19 protein-coding genes and 1 rRNA gene are annotated in these 20027 nt (G+C 62.9%); 19 read left to right on the top strand and 1 reads right to left on the bottom strand.

Going from position 1 to position 20027, the window contains the following annotated elements:
• Positions 1-59: 59 nt before the first annotated feature.
• Genes GX181_08670 through GX181_08595 form a run of 16 tightly spaced genes read left to right on the top strand, consistent with a single transcriptional unit; the run spans position 60 to position 14648 of the window.
• The gene (locus GX181_08670; GenBank protein ID NLM72012.1) at positions 60-1802 is read left to right on the top strand and encodes a ribonuclease J; all 1743 of its coding nucleotides are present in this window, start codon (positions 60-62) and stop codon (positions 1800-1802) included.
• A complete protein-coding gene (locus tag GX181_08665; GenBank protein NLM72011.1) occupies positions 1802-2623 on the top strand; it encodes an undecaprenyl-diphosphate phosphatase in 822 nt (273 codons plus the stop codon). Before GX181_08670 ends, GX181_08665 begins: the two co-directional genes overlap by 1 nt.
• Positions 2623-2865, top strand: a complete 243-nt coding sequence (locus GX181_08660) for a hypothetical protein (GenBank protein NLM72010.1) — start codon at positions 2623-2625, stop codon at positions 2863-2865. The genes GX181_08665 and GX181_08660 overlap by 1 nt, the downstream gene beginning before the upstream one ends.
• On the top strand, positions 2850-3449 hold the full coding sequence (maf, locus tag GX181_08655; protein NLM72009.1) for a septum formation protein Maf: 600 nt from the start codon (positions 2850-2852) through the stop codon (positions 3447-3449). Before GX181_08660 ends, maf begins: the two co-directional genes overlap by 16 nt.
• Positions 3446-5434: a hypothetical protein gene (locus GX181_08650; protein ID NLM72008.1), complete on the top strand. Its 1989-nt coding sequence runs from the start codon at positions 3446-3448 to the stop codon at positions 5432-5434. The genes maf and GX181_08650 overlap by 4 nt, the downstream gene beginning before the upstream one ends.
• On the top strand, positions 5431-6459 hold the full coding sequence (gene csaB / locus GX181_08645) for a polysaccharide pyruvyl transferase CsaB (GenBank protein NLM72007.1): 1029 nt from the start codon (positions 5431-5433) through the stop codon (positions 6457-6459). The genes GX181_08650 and csaB overlap by 4 nt, the downstream gene beginning before the upstream one ends.
• A gap of 4 nt (positions 6460-6463) precedes the next feature.
• A complete protein-coding gene (locus tag GX181_08640) occupies positions 6464-7261 on the top strand; it encodes a transketolase (GenBank protein ID NLM72006.1) in 798 nt (265 codons plus the stop codon).
• On the top strand, positions 7258-8202 hold the full coding sequence (locus GX181_08635; protein ID NLM72005.1) for a transketolase: 945 nt from the start codon (positions 7258-7260) through the stop codon (positions 8200-8202). The genes GX181_08640 and GX181_08635 overlap by 4 nt, the downstream gene beginning before the upstream one ends.
• A 3-nt stretch (positions 8203-8205) precedes the next feature.
• Positions 8206-8901, top strand: a complete 696-nt coding sequence (locus tag GX181_08630; GenBank protein NLM72004.1) for an ATP-binding cassette domain-containing protein — start codon at positions 8206-8208, stop codon at positions 8899-8901.
• Positions 8888-9772, top strand: a complete 885-nt coding sequence (locus GX181_08625) for an ABC transporter permease (GenBank protein ID NLM72003.1) — start codon at positions 8888-8890, stop codon at positions 9770-9772. Before GX181_08630 ends, GX181_08625 begins: the two co-directional genes overlap by 14 nt.
• A gap of 33 nt (positions 9773-9805) precedes the next feature.
• Positions 9806-11008 carry a peptidoglycan DD-metalloendopeptidase family protein gene (locus GX181_08620; protein NLM72002.1) on the top strand — a complete coding sequence of 401 codons (1203 nt, stop codon included), beginning with the start codon at positions 9806-9808 and terminating at the stop codon, positions 11006-11008.
• A gap of 43 nt (positions 11009-11051) precedes the next feature.
• Positions 11052-12299 (top strand): S41 family peptidase, encoded by a 1248-nt coding sequence (locus GX181_08615; protein ID NLM72001.1) that lies wholly within the window; start codon positions 11052-11054, stop codon positions 12297-12299.
• Positions 12300-12337: 38 nt separating this feature from the next.
• A complete protein-coding gene (locus GX181_08610) occupies positions 12338-12808 on the top strand; it encodes a GNAT family N-acetyltransferase (GenBank protein NLM72000.1) in 471 nt (156 codons plus the stop codon).
• A gap of 18 nt (positions 12809-12826) precedes the next feature.
• Complete coding sequence (locus GX181_08605; GenBank protein NLM71999.1) at positions 12827-13699, top strand: lysophospholipid acyltransferase family protein; 873 nt, start codon at positions 12827-12829, stop codon at positions 13697-13699.
• Positions 13642-14157: an endonuclease gene (locus GX181_08600; protein ID NLM71998.1), complete on the top strand. Its 516-nt coding sequence runs from the start codon at positions 13642-13644 to the stop codon at positions 14155-14157. Before GX181_08605 ends, GX181_08600 begins: the two co-directional genes overlap by 58 nt.
• Positions 14158-14162: 5 nt before the next feature.
• A complete protein-coding gene (locus tag GX181_08595; protein ID NLM71997.1) occupies positions 14163-14648 on the top strand; it encodes a chemotaxis protein CheX in 486 nt (161 codons plus the stop codon).
• An 85-nt stretch (positions 14649-14733) separates the two neighbouring features.
• On the opposite strand, the gene GX181_08590 is transcribed toward GX181_08595, so the two are convergent.
• The gene (locus tag GX181_08590; GenBank protein ID NLM71996.1) at positions 14734-15936 is read right to left on the bottom strand and encodes a dicarboxylate/amino acid:cation symporter; all 1203 of its coding nucleotides are present in this window, start codon (positions 15934-15936) and stop codon (positions 14734-14736) included.
• 246 nt (positions 15937-16182) lie between these two features.
• Between GX181_08590 and GX181_08585 the strand changes: the two genes are divergently transcribed.
• From GX181_08585 to GX181_08575, 3 genes are all read left to right on the top strand, one after another.
• Positions 16183-18270, top strand: a complete 2088-nt coding sequence (locus GX181_08585; protein ID NLM71995.1) for a patatin-like phospholipase family protein — start codon at positions 16183-16185, stop codon at positions 18268-18270.
• Positions 18271-18330: 60 nt separating this feature from the next.
• The gene (locus tag GX181_08580) at positions 18331-19770 is read left to right on the top strand and encodes a proline--tRNA ligase (GenBank protein ID NLM71994.1); all 1440 of its coding nucleotides are present in this window, start codon (positions 18331-18333) and stop codon (positions 19768-19770) included.
• 195 nt (positions 19771-19965) lie between these two features.
• A 16S ribosomal RNA gene (locus GX181_08575) occupies positions 19966-20027 on the top strand; the annotation flags it as partial.

The raw sequence follows: 20027 nt of genomic DNA, 5'->3' as shown, positions 1-20027 counted from the left end.
CGTCGGTAATATATTTCGGAATTCTTCAAGAGCCGAAGCTTGAAAGGCTGGGTGTGTAAATGGCAAAAGCAACACGAAAGAAAAAGGGCGGGGCAGGGCCCGCCGTAAAGAAGAAAGGAAAGCTGAAGTTCATTCCCCTCGGGGGGCTTGGCGAGATAGGAAAGAACATCTTCGCCCTGGAGTACGACAAGTCCATACTCGTGGTGGACTGCGGCCTGATGTTCCCGGACGACGAGATGCTGGGCATAGACTTCGTCATACCGGATACGACCTACCTGGAGGAGAATAGGGAGAAGATAGTCGGCATGGTACTGACCCACGGTCACGAGGACCATATAGGGGGGCTTCCATTCGTGCTGTCGAAGATCCCGGTTCCTCTCTTCGGGACGAAGCTGACCCTGGGAATGGTGGGCAACAAAATGGCGGAGTGGGCGCCGGAGCTCGACCCCGATTACAGGGAGATAGAGGCGGGCGACGTGGTCGAGGCGGGGCCCTTCAGGGTGCGCTTCATAGCCGTATGCCACTCGATCCCCGACGGGGTGGGCCTCGCGATCGAGACACCGGTCGGCACGGTGGTCCACACAGGGGACTTCAAGCTGGACCCCACCCCGGTGGACGGCAGGCTGACCGGGTACGACGCCTTCTCCGAGGAGGGGCGTAAGGGGGTGCTGCTGCTCCTCTCCGACTCGACAAACGTGGAGCGGTCGGGCTTCACCGAGTCCGAGAGGGCGCTGTCCGGCACGCTCGACAAGATCTTCAGGCAGTACCGGACGAAGCGAATCATAATCGCATCGTTCGCGAGCAATCTGCACAGGGTTCAGCAGGTTGTGGACGCCGCGTCCAGGTTCAATCGCAAGATCGCCTTCGTCGGGCGCAGCATGCTGAAGAACGTCGAGCTGGCGAGGAATCTCGGCTACCTGCACGTCGATGACAAAATCGTCGTGGACGTGGACGACATACGCTCCGTGTCGCCCGGCTCGCTGGTGGTCATGACGACCGGGAGCCAGGGGGAGCCCTTCTCGGGGCTGGTGCTTATGAGCCGGGGGGAGCACAGGGTGATCTCCCTGAGCGAGAAGGACGTTGTGGCGATATTCGCGACGCCCGTCCCCGGCAACGAGAAGCTCGTGAGCAAGACGATCGACAGGCTGTTCGCCTGCGGCTGCGACGTGCTGTACGAGAAGGAGCGTGGTATTCACGTCTCCGGGCACGCGGCGAGGGACGAGCTTCGGCTCATGCTGAACATGACGAGGCCGAAGTTCTTCGTGCCGGTTCACGGCGAATATCGCCACCTGGTGAGGCACGCGGAGCTGGCCAGGGAGACGGGAGTCCCGGTCAAGAACGCATTCGTCCTTCTCAACGGCGACGTGCTGCAGCTTGACGGTGACAGGGCCGTGCTGAAGAAGAGGGTGCAGGCCGGAGGGATAATGGTGGACGGCCTCGCGCTCGGGGAGCTCCAGGGGAGCATCCTCAAGGAGAGGCGAGAGCTGTCGGAGGAGGGGTTGGTGATAGTGTCGATAGTGCTGTCGAAGGACGGGGAGCTAATTGCCGCGCCGGAGTTCGAGAGCCGCGGGTTTCTGCACCTGGAGGACGCCGGCACCCTCAAGGACGAGCTCGGCGAGCTTGTGGAGAAGCTGGTGCGCTCCTTCGGCGCCAAGGCGGCCGCAGAGCCGGATCAGCTGAAGAGCAGGGTCAGGGGGCGGATCAGGGATGTCCTGCGGCGCTTCGGGCGAAGCAGGCCGGTGATAGCGCCGATGATCACGGTGCTGAACCCACCCGTTCGTCGCGGAAGGAGGGAGAGGTGATGAGCGAGGCTCTTCCCGCTCTCTTCCTGGGGCTGCTCCAGGGGTTGACGGAGTTTCTGCCGGTGAGCAGCTCAGGCCACTTGGCGCTGGCCAAATCTCTCTTCTCGATCGAGGACGCATCCCTCTCCTACGACATACTGCTGCACTTCGCGACGATGCTGGCCACACTCTTCTTCTTCGGAAGGGACATAGTTCGCCTGTTCCTGGAGTGGCTCGCGGGCTTCCTATCGAGGAAGGAGAGGGGCGAGGGGTGGAACGTCGGATGGGCCGTCATCGCCGGCACCCTCTTGACAGGGGCCGTCGCGCTGCCGCTGAAACCGCTGGTGGTGCGGATGGGCTCGATGCCATGGGCTGTGGGGGCCGGGCTGCTGCTGACATCCCTGCTGCTGTGGATGGCCACATCGGATCGCGGGGATGAGCGGGACCCCCGCCCGATCACGCCGGTCAAGGGCCTGTTCATAGGCGTCGTCCAGGGGGTCGCGGTGCTGCCCGGGGTATCGCGCTCCGGGTCCACGATCTTCGCAGGGCTGCGGGCCGGTCTCGGGGCGGAGCAGGCCTTCCGCTTCTCATTTTTGCTGTCCATCCCCGCGGTGCTCGGCGCGACACTGCTGGAGGCGCGCGGCCTTTTATCGGTCGCCGCTCCCGGAGCCTCTCTGCCACCGGGGTGGCAGGCAGGGATGCTGGTCTCCTTCGCGGCGGGCTACTGCTCTCTGGTTCTGCTTCGCAGGGTGGCGGCATCGGGCAGGTGGCGCCCCTTCGCCGTCTACTGCGCCCTCGCCGGATTCCTGTCCATATTCCTGTCTATCGCGGGGTCGGCGTGATGGCGGCCGGCTCTTCCAGGAAAATCTGGCTGGTCCTGGCCTCGTTGATAATAGGCACGGTGGTCGGGCTCTATCTTCAGCGCTTCGCCTTGACCGAGCCCTTCTTCAGAGATATCCTTTCAACCGGGTTCGACCTGCGCGACGTGAACCTCGCCTTCGCGGAGTTCGGGCTCAGGTTGAGCATAAGGTGGAACGCGGGGACTGTGGCGGGAGGAGTGATCGGCATTTGGTTGGCCCGTTAGACCTGGTGCTGGCGTCGGCCAGCCCCAGGCGCAGAGAGCTTTTGAGTTCGCTCGGCTGGCGGTTCAGGACGGATGCGGCGGACGTGTGCGAGGAGCTGCTGGACGGAGAGTTGCCGAGGGACGCGGTGGTCCGCCTCGCCCGGGCGAAGGCCGGGGACGCGGTGCGCAGAAATCCGGGCAGCGTGGTCATAGCGGCGGACACGCTGGTGTCCTTGGACGGGAATGTCCTTGGAAAGCCCTCCGGCAGGGATGAGTCCTTCAGGATGATCTCCTTGCTGAGCGGCAGGACGCACAGCGTCTTCACGGGCATCGCCGTGAGGCGGGGGGGCGAGGAGAGGTTCGCGGTGGAGGAGACGAGGGTCGTGTTTCGACACCTATCCCCCGAGGCCGCGATGGCCTACGTCGATAGCGGGGAGGGGGACGACAAGGCCGGCGCCTATGCCATCCAGGGGCGAGGAGCGCTGCTCGTCTCCTCCATAGAGGGCGACTATTTCAACGTGGTCGGGTTGCCGCTCCGCGGTCTGAGCGGACTTTTGGAAGAGTTCGGCTGCTCCTTGGCCGAGCAGTGGAGGAATGCTCGATGAATAATAGGGAATTCGGCAAGGAGACTGGAAGGGGCTCCGGGCTCGTCGAGGTGGCGCGCGTCCGGCCCGCCCTGATTGTGGCGATCCTGCTGGCGATGCTCTCGATCCCCGCCCTTTTGCCCAGGCTCGCGGCGGAGAAGGAGGCCAGGAACGCCGCTATCGTGCTGGACTATCGCGACCTAGCGGCCTTCTCCGAGAGGGAGGGAAGGAGCGACGAGGAGCTCTGGCTGATACTGCGTCAGAGCGGTGCGATGGGGCTGATGGTGTCGGAGCTGACAGGACAGCAGCTCTCCCTGGGGGCGATGAAGCTCTACTACGGGCCGGCGTCGGGCCTGCCGGGGGCGGCGCCCAAGCTGGCGGCGGGTAATCCGATGCAGGCGTCAATGTTCATCCCGAAGGGCTTCCCCGGGGCAGAGATGATGCCCCCTCTTCTGAACGCGCGCTTCGAAGGGGTCCTCATACAGGAGTTCGAGACGGGGACGGCCGTGCTGCTGCCCAGGACGCTGGACGAGCTTCTGCTGACCGGAGTTGTCCCGGACGTGGATGGCTTGCTGCTGGCATCCAAGCACGACATACCGGTGTTCTACAGGCCCGCGCCCGCTCTTGCGCCGGACACGGGCGGTTCTCTCACAACCCTGGAGTCCCTGCTTCTCTCTTTCCCCCAGATCCGCACCGTATCCCCCTCCGCGGAGGTCGCGCTCGGCTATCCCGACCTTCGCCCCCTGGCGGACGTGATAAGAAGGCACGACCGATCGGTGGCGGCCGTGGAGTTCTCTCGGCAGGTAGGAGCGGTTCAGCTGAACTGGCTGGCCTATCCCAGGCTCATACCGTTGCACAGCGTCACCAACGAGGAGATACTGAGCAGGGGCATCACGCGGATCGGGCTTCACGAAAGGTTCATGAGGGCGGTCAAGGAGAGGGCGATCAGGCTGCTCGTCTTCCGCCCGTCCGCTATCGAGGTCTCAAGCGGCCAATTCGACTTCTTCCAGCAGGAGCTGCACCTCCTCGCCTCGAATATCTCCTCTTCCGGCGTCGCGCTGAGCTGGCCCGAGCCGTATCAGCCGTGGCGCACGGGAGTCCTCGGCGCCTTGGCCCTCTCGTTGGCGCTCGTCTTCACAGCGCTCCGCTTTCTTCAGAGGTTCATCGCGGGCGCATCTGGTGACACGGGCGCATCGTTGGCTTGGAGGGGCTCGGGAAGGGGCCTGATGGTGTTCGGCGGAATGGTCGTCCTGACCGGGATGCTAATCCTGTTCGTCCCGGCGGCGGCCCGTTCGGCTGGGGCCCTGACCGCTGTCCTGCTCGTGACCGAGGCCTCGTTCATCGCGCTGGACTCGTGGAGAAGGCCCTGGTTCGGGATACTCGGAAGCTTCCTCTTCGTGATCGCGGGCGGCCTCGCCATAGCGGCCTTCTTCAGCGACCCTCTCTTCATGCTGCGCCTCAGGACATTCTCGGGGGTCAAGGCCACTCTCTTCCTGCCGCCTCTGCTCTTGCTCCTGGCCGATTTCAAAAGCCGCGAGCACCCGGAGTCGCTCGTCGAGCTGTTCCGCAGGCCTCCGCTCTGGGGCGAGATGATCCTGCTGGCCCTGCTGCTGGGGGGTGCGGTGCTTGTTCTCTTCAGAAGCGACAACGTCCAGTTCGTGCCGGCCTTCGAGGTGAGGGTCAGGGAGATGCTTGAGCGAGCGCTGGTGGCCCGCCCCAGGAGCAAGGAGGTCTTCCTAGGCTACCCGGCCCTGCTGATCTGGTACTTCGTCCGCAGGGTCGACATGTGGCCCCGCTACAGGGAGGTCTTTCGCCTGGCCACGGTGGTGGGTTTCTCGTCGGCGGTCAACAGCTTCTGCCACTTCCACACGCCGCTGCACTTCATCCTGTTCAGGCAGTTCAACGGGCTGTGGACGGGATTGCTCGTCGGCACGGTCAGCCTTCTCATGCTCAAGATGCTGATCCTGCCCCTTTGGACCAGGCACGGAAAGATGATGACGGGTTGAGGGCGGAGCGCTCTCTGAAGGTCACCCTCTGCGGGTATTACGGTTTTGGCAACCTTGGTGACGAGCTTCTTGCCGAGGCACTGCTCGATTCACTCGAGAGGTACGGCGTGCCTCGAAGCGAAGTGGCGATGCTCTCCTCCGATCCGGAGGGCTCCGCCCGGCTGCACGGCGTCAGGGCCGTGTCGAGGTGGTCGCCGGTCGAGGTGTACCGGGTGCTTAAGAGGAGCGAGACCCTCCTCTTGGGAGGCGGAGGGCTCTTTCAGGACGCGACGAGCATGCGCTCGCCCCTGTACTACTGGGGAGTGGTCAGGATTGCGCTGATGGCGGGGGCGCGCCCCTGGTGCGCGGGGCAGTCGGTCGGCCCGTTCGAGTCGTCGCTCTCCGAGCGTTTGGCCAGATCCGCCCTGGGAAGCTGTTCCGTCCGCGGCGTGAGGGACGCAGGGTCCGCGGAGCTTTTAAGAGAGTGGGGGCTGGATTCCCGCCTGACGTGCGACCCGGCCTTCTCCCTTGCGGTGCCGTCGACGACGGGGCGGGGGGAGTTCCTGCTGGTTAACATCCGCCCGTGGGAGGGGGATCTGCCCCGTCGAACCGCCGTCGCGGCCTGCGACTACGCGTTGTCCGCCCGGGCCGCCGTCGTCGGCCTTGCGCTGGCGCGGGAGGACCTCTCAGTGATGGAGGGGCTGAGGGAGGAGGGTGTCTTCCCGGCAGAGAGGATCGTCCTGCTGGACGCGGGCGACTGGCGAGACGAGTGCCGGACTCTTATGGGCGCCGCCGTCGGCGTGATCGCGATGCGCCTCCACGCCTCGGTGCTGGCGCTGCTGTTCGACCGTCCGTTGACCGTTGTCCCGTACGACCCGAAGGTCGCGGGACTGGCAGAGGCATGGAAAATCCCGGCATGGAGCGGCGCAGGTCGACTGCCCCCGCCCGGTATGCCGGTCAAGGGCCGTGCGGATGAAAGGCTCGAGTTTCAGAGAGTGTTCGGAGAGCTTTGCTCGAGGGCTTTGCTAGATGACCAAGGGGAGTGAGGGTATGACTGCCGGCAATTCATTTCTGATGTCGAAGGCGGCGGAGATAAGGCGCGATGTCGTGCGCATGATAGGGCTGGCCCGTTCGGGATGGCTCTCCGCCTCTCTTTCCATAGTGGATATTCTAGTATGGCTCTACTGGGAGGAGATGTCGGTCAACCCGTCCAGCCCCTGGCTGGAGACCAGGGACAGGTTCGTGCTGGGCAGGGGGGAAGGAGCGCCCGCTCTCTACGCGACTCTTGCCGGCAAGGGCTTCTACGAGAGGGACGAGCTATGGAGCTACAGGCGTCTCGGGGCGATGCTGCAGGGGTATCCTCTTGCCTTGCGGATTCCCGGGGTAGACGCCCCCGGGGGAGGCTCCCGCGGCATGGGGCTGGGAATAGCGAACGGGCTCGCCCTGTCCCTTCGCGGAAGAAGGGTCTCGTCGTCCGTGTTCTGCCTGACGGGGGAGGACGACGCACGCGAGGGAGTCTTCTGGGAGGCGGCCGCCTCCTCTCCGCGCTTCGGACTGGACAACCTCGTGCTTCTGTTCGAGACTAGGGGTGGCTCTCCCTCCACCGGGGATAAGCTTCGCTCCTTCGGGTGGCGCACGGAGGAGTGCGACGGGCACGACTTCGCGTCGATAGGAGCGGCCTTCAAGGCACTGTCCCGGGCCGAGGGCCCCCTGTGCATCTTCGCCCGCACGGTTCTCGGCAAGGGGGTCTCGTTCCTCGAGGGAGATCCCTGCGCGGAGCGGAAGGTCCCCGACAGGGAGAGAGTCGACATGGCTCTGTCGGAGCTGAACGGGGAGGGTGTGCTATGAGTGTCGAGAGAAGCATGATGGATTCATTCGCACAGGCCTTGTCTTCGCTGGCGGCCTCCGATGAGAAGATCGCCGTCGTGGGCTGCGCGAAGGAGGGCGAATGGGCGTCGAGGATGGCGGAGGTCGTGCCGGGGAGGTTCTTCGATGCCGGGGCGGGGGAGCAGAATTTGATCCTGACCGCCGCCGGCATGTCCCTCGGGGGCGAGAACGTCTTCGTCGCGGGAAACGCCGCGCTGCTCGCAGGCAGGGGTTACGACCAGGTAAGGGCTGCGGTGGCCATTCCGTCTCTTCCGGTCAAGCTGGTCGGGCTTGACTCCGGGCTGTCCGCCGGTCCGGACGGCGCGTGCAGGCAGATGCTGGAGGACATGGCCCTGATGCGGGCTTTGCCGGACATGGCAGTGGTGACGCCCGCCGACCACACATCGGCTCTCGCTCTGATAAAGTCCGCGGCCTCGTACGGCAAGCCAGTCTACATCCGCCTGAGCGGAGCTCCTGTTCCCGACGTCTACGAGGACGGGGATGACTCCTTCTCCCTGGGGGGAGGAAGGGTCCTTCGGGAGGGAGGAAGCGTCACGATATGCTCTTGTGGTATCATGGTCAGCGAGGCTGTAAAGGCCGCCGAGGTGCTCTCCCGCCAGAATATAAGCGCCGAAGTCATCGACTGCTACAGCCTCTCCCCGCTTCCGGCCCAGGCCATCCTGGACTCGGTCAGAAGGACGGGCTGCTGTGTCACGGCCGAGGAACATATATCCGCGGGGGGGCTGGGCGAGGCTGTGGCCTCCTTGACGGCCGGCAGCTACCCGGTACCGGTCAAGATGGTGGCCGTCTTCGACAAGTTCGGCCAGAGCGGAACACCCCGGGAGCTGAAGGAATATTACGGGCTCACGGCCTCGCAGATAGTCAGCGAGGCCATGCAGGCCTGGATAATGCGCAGGAGGTAGTGCATGGATATACGCTTGTCAGGCGTGACAAAGGTATTCGAGCCGGAAATTGTCGCCCTGGAGGACATCTACCTGTCGGTGGACAGCGGCGAGTTCGTATACCTCATCGGCATGACCGGCTCCGGAAAGACGACTTTGCTGAGGCTGATATCGCGGGAGTACCTGCCCACCAGGGGACAGATAAGCGTCGGGGACCGAAACCTGAGGAAACTGCGCTCCTCGGAGCTTCCCTACTACAGGAGGGAGGTAGGGGTGGTCTTCCAGGATTTCAAGCTCCTGCAGAACTACACTGTGTTCGAGAATGTCGCCTTCGTGCTGGAGGCGATGGGAATACCTCCCAAGCTGGTGGAGAGCAGGGCCAACGAGGTGATAGACCAGGTGGGGCTGTGGCGCAGGAGGTTCCTCAGGCCGCCGCAGCTCTCCGGGGGCGAGCAGCAGAGAGTGGCCATAGCGCGCGCGATGGTGAACTCCCCCTCGGTCTTCCTGGCCGACGAGCCCACGGGAAACCTCGATCTGCGCACTTCCGAGGAGATCATGAGGCTATTGCTCTCGATAAACGCGGCGGGGACCACCGTGATAGTGGCCACCCACGACCAGCACCTGGTCGATTCGTACAGGCAGCGACTTGTAGAACTGCACAACGGGCGCACCAGGCGAGACGAGAGAAGGGGGAGGTATTTCGTAGATGGCGAGCTTTAGATACGCCCTCAGGGATACTTTCAGGCTGCTCTTCAGGCACTGGGGGCTCAGCATCCTTACGCTGCTGACGGCCGCGTCGGTGCTGTACATTCTTGGATTCGCCTCTCTCTTCGCCATGAACACCAGGTACATGATCTCTCGCATAGAGGGCGCGATGGTGGTGCAGGCCTACATGAAGAGGGGAGAGAGTGCGGATCGGGCGCTGGAGCTGATGGAGTCGTCCCCCCTGGTCGCATCCGTGGCGGCGATAAGCCCGGAGGAGGCGCTCGAGAGGCTGAGGGCGAAACTGGGCAACCAGGCGCGGGCCATCACGCTCCTCGGGGAGAATCCCCTGCCCTGGAGCCTGGAGATCCAGGTGCGGAAGGCGGAGCACATCACCCCTCTTGTCAGGGATCTCATGGTGATGCCGTCGGTCGAGGAGGTGCTCTATGCGGGCAAGCTCGTCGAGAGGCTTGCCAACCTCTCGAGGACGTCGGCCACCGTCTCTGGCATAGTGCTGATGTTCACCCTGCTGATAAGCACACTGGTCATCTTCAACACGATAAGAATCGCCATCTACTCGCGCAAGGAGGAGATAGAGGTGATGGTCCTGATAGGGGCCACTTCGACATATATATCGCTGCCCTTCGTCTTCCAGGGCATGTTCCTGGGCGCGGGCGGCGCGGCCCTCGCCATCCTGGGACTTGCGAGCACCTACGCCTCGGCCGTGGAGGTGATACGCTCCTCCCTGGCATTCGTGGACATAATCGTCGACCCGAAGATCCTCGGGCAGTTCTTCCTCTTCCTGTTCGGGGCGGGGGCCACGACCGGATGGATGTGCAGCTGGATCGCGGTCAGCCGCTTCACCGCCAGGGGCATGCGCTCGAGGTGACCCGATTTCATACTTGCAAGGTGGTGGTACCAGGTGAAGTTGAATAAAGTTCGCCTACTCGCGGTCTTCGCCGTCGCGCTCGGACTGCTCCTGCCCTGTCCGGCCACCGGGGACTCCGGTCTTGACTCGAAGCTCGTCCAGGAGGAGGCCCGGATGAGGGCCCTCGAACGACAGATAAAGGAGCATCAGAATCGGGTCAAGCAGATAGGCGAAAGGGAGCAGGGAGTCATCTCCCGGATAGAGGATCTGGACCAGAAGAAGAACCTGACTGAGCAGCGCATCCGCGTCCTTGAGCTGAGGAACGAAAAGGCCAAGAAGACGGTTGAGGAGCTCAACGCCGAGATCCAGGCCACCGAGTGCGAACTCGACTCCATGAGGAGCGTGCTCGAGGGGCGGCTCCTGAACATCTACAAGTACGGCGGGATAGCCGAGTTCAACCTGCTGCTGTCCGCATCCACAGCTCACGAGGCGATGGAGACGACCCTGCTGCTGAACCGCATCGCGCAGCAGGACGAGCTCATGATAACGGACATGCTCTCCAAGAAGGAGCGTCTTGGCGAGGCCGTGGTCCAGCTTGAAGAGGAGCGAAGGCAGCTCGCTGCGAACGCCGCCGCCCTCGAGCAGAGCAGGATGACCTACCGGAAGGAGATAGCGGAGAGCAACGCCTTTCTGCAGAAGGTGAGGAGCGAGCGCGACCTGCACCAGAAGGCGGTCAAGGAGCTCCAGGACTCCCAGCGAGAGATACAGGCCACCATAATGGATCTCATGAAGAAGAAGAGGGAGAAGGAGATGCTCCCCGGCAAGCCGGAGCCGCCGACCCGGCGAGAGGAGCTTCCGTCGGGGGGAAAACTGGCCTGGCCGCTGCCGTCGAGGGGGGAGATCGTCAGCAAGTTCGGTATGAGGGTGCATCCCACCTTCAAGACGCGCATCATGCACACGGGAATCGACATAAGGATGGCCAACGGCACTCCCGTGTATTCGGCGGGTCCGGGGGAGGTTCTCTACGCCGGATGGCTGAGGGGCTACGGCCAGATCGTAATAATCGACCACGGCAGGTCGCTTTCAAGCGTGTACGCCCACCTCGGAAGGCTCGACGTGGGCGAGGGGGACAGGGTGAAAACGGGACAGACGATCGGCGTGGTCGGCATGACCGGGACCACCACCGGGGCGCATCTTCACTTCGAGGTCAGGGTGAACGGCGAGGCGAAGGACCCAATGCAATACCTCGGCAAGTAGGCAGAGGACAAGGTAAAGGAGAGTAGGGATGGAGAATAAGAAGATGTCCCTCCGCGGACTGTGCTCCCGGGCGGGAGGACTCGTGATAGGCGTGATAATTGGCGCCGTTGTCGCCGGGGGGCTGTTCACCGCCGGGGCGACGGACCTTGGGGAGTTCGCGAAGGTCTCGCCGTTCAACGTCCGCTCGATGTGGTTGATGAAGCAGGCCCGCTCCATCGTGGAGACGTACCAGGTGGACTCGGGCACCAAGGAGGTCAAGGAGGAGGACCTTCTCTACGGTGCCGTCAAGGGGATGGTGGCTGCCTGGGGCGACCCGTACACCCGCTTCGTGGAACCCGCGCAGCTGGCGGAAGAGGAGATCGAGATGGAGGGTCGCTACGGGGGGCTCGGGATCTACATAGGCCAGCGCGACGGAAAGACCCTCGTGATCAGCCCGATCGAGGATACCCCCGCCGACCGGGCGGGCCTCAAGCCGAACGACCAGATAGTGAAGATAGGCGACGACATCATCCTGGGCTGGGACTCCCAGAGGGTCGTGAAGGAGCTTCGGGGGGAGCCTGGAGTGGTCGTGACGATATGGGTCAGGCGCGAGGGCGAGGAGGAGCTGCTCGAGTTCGCCATCGAGAGGGAGATAATCAAGATCAAGTCCGCCCGGTGGGAGATGATGGAAGGGGATCTCGGCTATCTGAAGCTCACCCATTTCAAGCAGAACACGGCGGAGGAGTTCGGAGCCGGGCTCGAGGAGCTAATCGAAGAAGGGGCCAAGGGGTTGATCCTCGACCTCAGGAACAATGGGGGGGGCCTGCTGAACGGCGCCATGGAGATCTCCGACATGTTCCTCGACGGGGGGACGGTGGTGGTCATCAGCGGCAAGGTGGCGAGCATCAACGACGAGGTGTTGGCGTCGCCCGGCACGGTCACCGACCTGCCCATGGTGGTGCTTATAAACGAGGGCAGCGCGTCCGCCTCGGAGATAGTCGCGGGCGCCCTGGTGGACAGGGGGAGGGCCCTCTCCGTGGGCAAGAAGACCTTCGGTAAGGGATCGGTGCAGACCCTGTTCAACCTCGGCGACGACTGCGGACTGTACGTCACCATAGCCAGGTATCGCACCCCCTCAGGAAGGATAATCGACCACGAGGGGCTGGAGCCGGACATCGAGGTCGAGGGAGAGGTCGCGAAGGACGTAGAGGACGACGAGCAGCTTAAACGTGCCAAGTCGGAGCTGCGCGACCTGATCTCCGGAAAGGCCGTCACGGCACCGAGGCCGAAGGTCGCGTCCGACGACCAATAGCGCCTGCAAGGGCTGACGGACAAGAGAGGTGACGAGGGATGTTCCTGGCCGATATCGGGTACTGCTCCCCGAAGGACGCGGCGGAGATATTCGCGTTGGAGGAGCTCTCGTCGGTGTCCCCCTGGCCGTTAAGCCTGATCCGCAGGGACCTCGCGGGCGAGACGGCGATGATCTATCTCGGCGCCAGGGGCAAGGATTTGCTCCTGGGATTCGCCGCCCTCGGTCCATGTCGCAGGGGCGCGGAGCTGGCCAGGATCGCCGTGCGGCCGGACTACCGGAGGAGGGGCATAGGATCGCAGCTTCTCGTCGGCGCCTCCGAGGTCGCCCTGTCGCTGGGCTACACCAGGCTGAGCCTCCATGTACGGGCCTCTCAAAGCGGCGCGCGCGCCTTCTACGAGAGGAACGCGTTTCTGCCGCTGGCGCCCGCTCCCGGCTATTACGAGGGCGGCGAGGACGCGTTGCTCATGGAGTCCTCTCTGCCCCTGGTCATTGTCGCCGACGCTCTTTAGAAACGGGGTTGCACCTAAGTGAAATGGAAGGCATTATCTCTGATCAGAAAAACATCTGAAAAACTGCCAAAGCCCCTACTGGTCCGAATTGGCGGCCTGTTGGGCTTTCTTCTGTGGTCTTTCAGCGGAAGACGGGTCCGAGAGGCGGAGGAGAGGTGCATGAGGGCCCTCCGGGTGGACAGAAAGAGGGCGCGCAAGATCGTGCGCGGCTCATACGAGAATTTGGGGCGCTCCGTGCTGGAGTTCGCCTCCATCGGAACTCGGACCAAGGTCGGGTCGCTGGTGGAGTTGCAAGGCGAGGAGCACCTGGAGAGGGCCTTCAGGAGGAAAAAGGGCGTCATACTCATGTCGGCCCACCTGGGCAACTGGGAGTACGGCGCCGCCCTGCTCTCCGAGCGGGGCTACCCGGTCAATGCCATCGGCGCCGACCAGAGGGAGGACAGGATGACCTCCCTGATAAAAGAGCTTCGCGAGGTGCGCGGGGTGAAGACCATAGGCAAGGGGCTGGATCTCAAGGGGGCAATGAGATGCCTGAAGAAGGGTGAGCTGCTGGCCGTCCTGATCGACCAGGATGTGAGGGATAGGGGGGTCTTCGTGCCCTTCCTCGGCCTGCCGGCCTCGACCCCTTTCGGCATAGCGAAGATGGCCCGGAGGCTCGGTGCCACGATCATCCCCTGCGCGGTCGTCCGGCGGGGAGCTTCGCACCTGCACGTTTTTCATATGCTGGCCTCCCCCTGGGAGGAGGGGTTTCCTCCCGAGGGCGAGACGATGGAGGCGGCCATGACCAAGTGCAACGACGTGGTCGGCGAGCTCATAAGAGGGACCCCCGACCAGTGGATGTGGCTCTATCCGCGCTGGGCGACTCGTCCGGGGACTCAGTCGTGCAAGTAGGGATCGACCCGGGGCGCGACAAGTCCGGCTGGGCCGCGGTAGGGGACGGCGGAGAACTGCTCGCTTCCGGCATCTTCCGCTCCGCCGAGGCTCGATCCTTCTTCGAGGCATTGGCGAGCGGATCCTTCGAATCGCTCGGAGAGTTTACGATAGAAAAACCGAGGCCCTGGAGCGAGCCTATGTCTGTCTCCGAGATTCTGATGGGAGACGGAACGGGAAAAAACGCTCTTTTTTCACTTGCGCAATCCTCGTCTTTTAAGGTAAAGTTAGTGTCTGAAAGAGGGACGACCCTCGCCGCGCGCGTTCTATATTGGAGGCTTCATCCGCCGCGCGGCCTGTGGAGGCTCGTGTCGACAAAACTGCGCAAGCCGCAAAGGGACGTGGACGATCTCGCGGCTTGGGCGATAGTCCTTGACTACCAACGCATAAAGGTTCAGAGCACGGAAAGGAAATGGTGAGAGGTATGGGAACGGAGAAGCTGGCGACCCTTGTCAACACATTTGGTTCTTCTCTGATGTCGGTCAGCAAGGAGATGGGAGTCGAGCTAACCTTGGCGAAATCGGAGGTGGCCAAGGGGGTGAACGTCCAGGGCAGTCGCCTGGCCGCCCTTATCGGCATAGTGGGCGGGGGCATTCAGGGCACGGCGGTGATCATGCTGGACGACGGCGGCTTCAACGCCACCGTTCGAGCCATGTCGGGCGGCATGATAACGCCCAATCTCGATGACCCGGTATCTATGAGCGTGATCGGCGAGCTGGCCAACATGGTGGGGGGACGCGCGCTGATCCAGTCCGGCATAGTCGGCACCGAGGTGACGCCCCCTCAGCTGATCTCCGGCGACGGCATCAAGACGATCCCCAGCCAATCCCCGGGGATACGAAGCTTCACCCTTCCCTTCAAGCTCGCGGACGGAGGAACTCTGTTCCTGGTCCTGTCATTCAGCATCTGACCGACAACCACACTGAAATAATCGAGCCGTGAGAGGCCGCTTGCCGGTCCTCTCACGGCTCGTCCGTCTCCATAGAACCGAAGGATCAGAGGTCCTCTCCCTCCGTCTTTGCCACGACGGCGGCGACGCATGCGTCCCCGATCACGTTGATCGAGGTCCTCGCCATGTCGAGCACCGCGTCTATCCCCGCCACGAGAGCGGCGCCCTCAAGCGGCAGGCCGACCGCCGTCAGTACGAGCGTCAGCATTATCAGCCCGGCGCCAGGGACTCCCGCCGTCCCTATAGAGGCCAGAGTGGCCGTGAGGACGATGTTGAGCTGGGCGCCGATGCCGAGGGACAGTCCGTAGGCCTGGGCCACGAACAGAGCGCAGACTCCCTGGTACAGGGCCGTTCCGTCCATGTTGATCGTCGCGCCCAGGGGCAGCACGAAGGACGAGACCTTCTCCGAGATGCCGAGGTTCTCGCGGGCGTTGCGGATCGTGACCGGCAGCGCCGCCGCGCTCGACCTCGTGACGAAGGCCGTCAGTCCCGCCTCGCGGATCCCCTTCAGGAACCACATGGGCGACTTCTTGACCACGGAGATGATCAGGGCGGAGTAGACTACCAGAAGCTGGAGTGCACAGCCTATGTATACGGCTATGATCACCTTGGCGAACGGTGCCAGCACCGACAGACCGTACTTGGACACGGTGTCGGCTATTAGCGCGAATACGCCGTAGGGCGCAACCATCATGACCAGCCCGGTGAGCTTGTACATCGTCTCGGCCATCGAGTCGAAGAAGCTTATCAGGGGAGTCCCCTTGTCCTTCGCCAGCACAGCCGACACTCCGAGGAAGAGGGCGAAGACGATGATCTGGAGCATCTGCCCGTCGACGGCCGCCTTCAGAGCGTTGTCCGGGAAGAGGTTCAGAAGGACGCTCTTGATGCTCGGCGCCTCCTTGGCGTCGAACTGCAGTCCCTCGCCTATGGCCAGGCCGACGCCCGGCTGAAGGAGATTGCCTAGCATCAGGCCGATGACTATCGCGACGGCCGTGGTGGCAAGGTAAAGGATCAGCGTCTTGATGCCGATCCTGCCGAGGTCGCGTGGGTCGCCGATCGACGCCGCTCCAACCACCAGGCTGGAGAAGACCAGGGGAACGATGAGCATCTTGAGCAGCTTCAGGAAAGCGCTCCCGACTGGCTCCACGTACTGAACCTTCTCCCCGAGGACAGCTCCGGCGACGATTCCGAGTGCAAAACCAATGCCGATCTGCCAAATTAGAGGTATCTTCTTCTTTTCCGACAACAGTACCGCCTCCTTTTACAAAATAGTAACCACGCTAAAAAAACCGAACTTGCGAACGACCACCTCCCCCCGACAAGTCGCTTTTGAGAAAGCATACTCCATTTTGCTTGTGAATTCCAGCACGGACAAAAATTTCAAATTACTGTAAGATAGTTCAGGAGGTCGACGTGTAGCAAGATGGCCTTGATTCTGTTAGGATATAGTGACTTTTTACATCCAATCCGCAGCTTGAGGGGAGGGAGAAGCGTCTTGTCGAAGAAGCGATTGTTGACCGCGTTGATCATGATTCAGCTCGTCCTTTGCGGGCCCGCCTCCGCCCGAATGGGGGGCGTGGTGCTCGCCCTGTCCGGCGGTGGCGCCAGGGGCCTCGCGCACATCGGTGTCCTCGAGGCCCTGGGTGAACAGGGCATACCGATAGCGGGCATAGTCGGGACTAGCATGGGCTCGATAATCGGCGGCCTGGCGGCAAGCGGCTACTCTCCGGACGAGCTTCGCCACGTTGTGGAAGAGCTCGACCTGACGAACCTCATGTCCGAGAGGACAAACCCGATCTTCGTGCCCCTTCCGTCGGACAACATATCGCCCAGGAGCAGCCTGCCCTGGGTGAGGCTGAGCCAGTCGGGGGAGGTAATAGGCCCCCTGGGCGGGATAACCGGCGTGAAACTGCTCGAGCGCTTCGCCCAACTCGCCTCTCGGATACACGTGGTCCGCTTCGACGAGCTCCCCATTCCCTTCGCGGCCGTGGCCACTGACCTGGAGACGGGGGAGAAGGTCGTCCTTCGTGCGGGAAGCCTCGCCTCCGCCATGAGGGCCTCTATGGCCATCCCCGCTATCTTCGAGCCGTGGCCATTGGGAGACAGGCTGCTCGTCGACGGAGGCCTTGTGTCCAACCTCCCGGTCGAGACGGCGAAAGAGCTGTTTCCCGGCTACCCGGTGATCGCGGTGGATGTGACGGGCCAGCTCAGGTCGAAAAAGGAGATCCGCAACCTGGTGGACGTGGTCGACCAGTCCATCACCATCTTCACCAGCAGAAACGTGGAGTGGGAGAAGCCGATGGCCGACCTGCTCATATCCCCCCCAGTGGAGGGGGTCAGCATCTTCGATCTCGTAGGCGCGGAGAACGTGATCGACGGGGGCAGGCGAGCGGCGCTCGAAGTGCTTCCGGAGATAATCGCCCTCTCGGAGTCCGCGCCCAGCGCGGCCCAGCCGGAGTTCTTCGGACTGGAGGCGAACGTCTCCTCCATAGAGGTCGAGGGCGCGTCGATGGAGCTGGCGTCCGCGATAGTAAAGAAGTACGGCGCCTGGATAGGCAGGCCGCTGAGCTCGCTCGAGGTCCTCAAGGCCAGCCGGCAGATAGGCGAGAGGGACGACGTGCTGTCAGTGGACTACCGGTTCGAGGCACGGGGCCCCGACGTCGGGGTGGTATTCATCGTCCAGAGGAAGCCCGCGCTGGAGATCAACTTCGGTGGGTACACGACCAACCTTCATCCCCAAAGGTGGCTCTATGTCAGCGGGATAAGGCGCTACCTCTTCAGGGAGGGGGATGCGCTCAAGTTCAACCTCAGGATCGGCGACCAGTGGGGGGTGGACGCGAGCTACTTCGACACCCCCGAACTGAAACCCTGGGAGATACGCCTCTCCGCCTACAACTGGGAGCTGGAGCCGGAAAACGCGGAAAAACGCTCCTGGGACAGGTATGCCCTCGGCTTCTACAAACACTTCACGTCGGGGGAGTTCACCGGCGGTGCGGGCTACGCCGTCGAGCGCACTCACTCCAGGGGGGAGGAGTTCGACTCGCACGGGCCGACCCTGTTCCTGACGTCCGACACCCTCAACGACCCGGTGGACCCGACCGAGGGCGCCCTGCTGCACCTCCAGGCCTGGTGGGCCAACCTGGACGAGCTCCTGTACAGGATCACGTACTTCAGGGCATCTCGCTTCGCGGACGACTGGCGATTCTACTTCCGCGCCGGCTTCGCGGAGGGGAACGTGAACCACGAGGGGCACGCCGTCTATCTGGGCGCCGCCGAGGAGCTGTACAGCTACTCAGGAAATCCGATCGAGGCCGAGCGAATGGCCTGGTGGAACGTCGCCTTCAGGCGAGTGATGATGAAGAGCTGGTGGGGGGCCCTGAACACCGAAATTTTCGGCGGCATGGGGTTCGCCTTCGACGACGACTGGAACCGCTTCCGAGACCTATGGGAGGCCGGTGTCTCCTTCTCCATCCCGGGCGTACTGTTCGACGGCAAGCTGATGTTCATCTACAATGACGAGAAGGACTTCAAGATAGGATTCTTCCTGGGCAGCCCCGTATGGGGCAAATACCCTCTGCCCTGACCCTGGAAAATACGAAAGAATTACCCCGCGATAGGGGACGCACGACAGGAGGAAGTGAATATGGCACGCAACATAACACCGAGAAAAGAGGACTACTCCCAGTGGTACCTCGACATAATAAAGGTCGCCGAGCTGGCGGACCACGCGCCCGTGCGCGGATGCATGGTCGTGCGCCCCACCGGCTACGCGATATGGGAGAGCGTCCAGCGGCACTTCGACGACGCATTCAAGGAGACAGGGCACGTGAACGCCTACTTCCCCCTGCTTATACCCAACTCCTTCCTGGAGAAAGAGGCGGAGCACGTCGAGGGCTTCGCCCCCGAGTGCGCCGTGGTCACACACGCCGGGGGGGAGGAGCTCGAGGAGCCGTTGGTCGTCCGCCCAACCTCCGAGACGGTCATAGGGCACATGTACAGCAAGTGGGTCCAGTCCTGGCGTGACCTCCCCATACTCATCAACCAGTGGTGCAACGTCATGAGATGGGAGAAGCGCCCCCGCCTCTTCCTCAGGACGTCGGAGTTCCTGTGGCAGGAGGGGCACACGGCACACAGCACCGCCGAGGAGGCGATGGAGGAGACACTGAAGATGCTCGAGGTCTACCGGACGGTAATGACAGACAAGCTCGCCCTTCCCGTCATACCGGGCGAGAAGACCGAGGGCGAGAGATTCCCCGGAGCGGTCAACACCTACACCTGCGAGACCATGATGAGCGACATGAAGGCCCTCCAGGCGGGCACCAGCCACTTCCTCGGCCAGAACTTCGCCAAGGCCTTCGACATCAAATTCCAGAACCAGGCAGGGGAGCTCGAGTACGCCTGGACGACGAGCTGGGGAGCCTCCACCCGCCTCATAGGCGCACTGATCATGACCCACTCCGACGACGACGGACTCGTCCTGCCCCCGCGCACGGCACCCGTCAAGGCGGTTGTCCTCCCGATAAGCACCGACGAAGATAAGCTCGCCTCCACCCTGCTGCCGAGGGCCGAGGAGATATCCGCCTCTCTCGACGCCGCCCTCGGCGGCAGATACACAACGGTCGACAGGCAGTTCCACCTCCGCCCCGGCGACAGGTTCTTCCACCACCTTCAGAAGGGAGTTCCCTTCCGCATAGAGCTGGGTGAGAGGGAGATGGCCGAGGGCAAGGTCCGCGTGGTCAGAAGGGACACGGGCGAGAGGTTCGACATACCGACGGAGACGCTGGCGAACCGCATGACGGAGCTCCTCGAAGAGATGCAGATCGCAATGCTGGACAGGGCCATAGCCTTCCGAAGGGAGAACACCAGCTTCGCGGCTTCCTACGACGAATTCAAGGCCGCCATGGCGGAGAAGGGCGGTTTCATAGAGACCTATTTCGCAGGCACGACCGAGGACGAAAGGGTCATCAAGGAGGACACGGGCGCCAGCTCCCGCTGCATGCCGCTCGAATCGGACGACACCGGCACCTGCATGTTCACCGGAAAGTCCGGCGCGCGCAGAACCATCTTTGCCAAGGCCTACTAGTTTCAATTTCAGGGGAAAAAAGTGAGAAAATCATATTTTTCCAGTTGACAAGGCCAGAAAACGTGATATTATACCCCTCGCGCCTTTGAAACGGCGTGTTTTTCCCTCTGTCCGGGGATGAGCCCGTGCGGAGGAGTCTTGAACCTTGACAGTCTTATAAGAGCGAGATAAGCATGATAAATCAGCGAACAGCAATAATCCGAGAGTTTGATCCTGGCTCAGGACGAACGCTGGCGGCGTGCTTAACACATGCAAGT

This window comes from Synergistaceae bacterium (genome assembly GCA_012521675.1).
Taxonomy (GTDB): Bacteria; Synergistota; Synergistia; order Synergistales; family Aminobacteriaceae; genus JAAYLU01.
The sequence above is the reverse complement of the archived record's forward strand: the minus strand, read 5'-3'. Positions and strand labels throughout refer to the sequence as shown.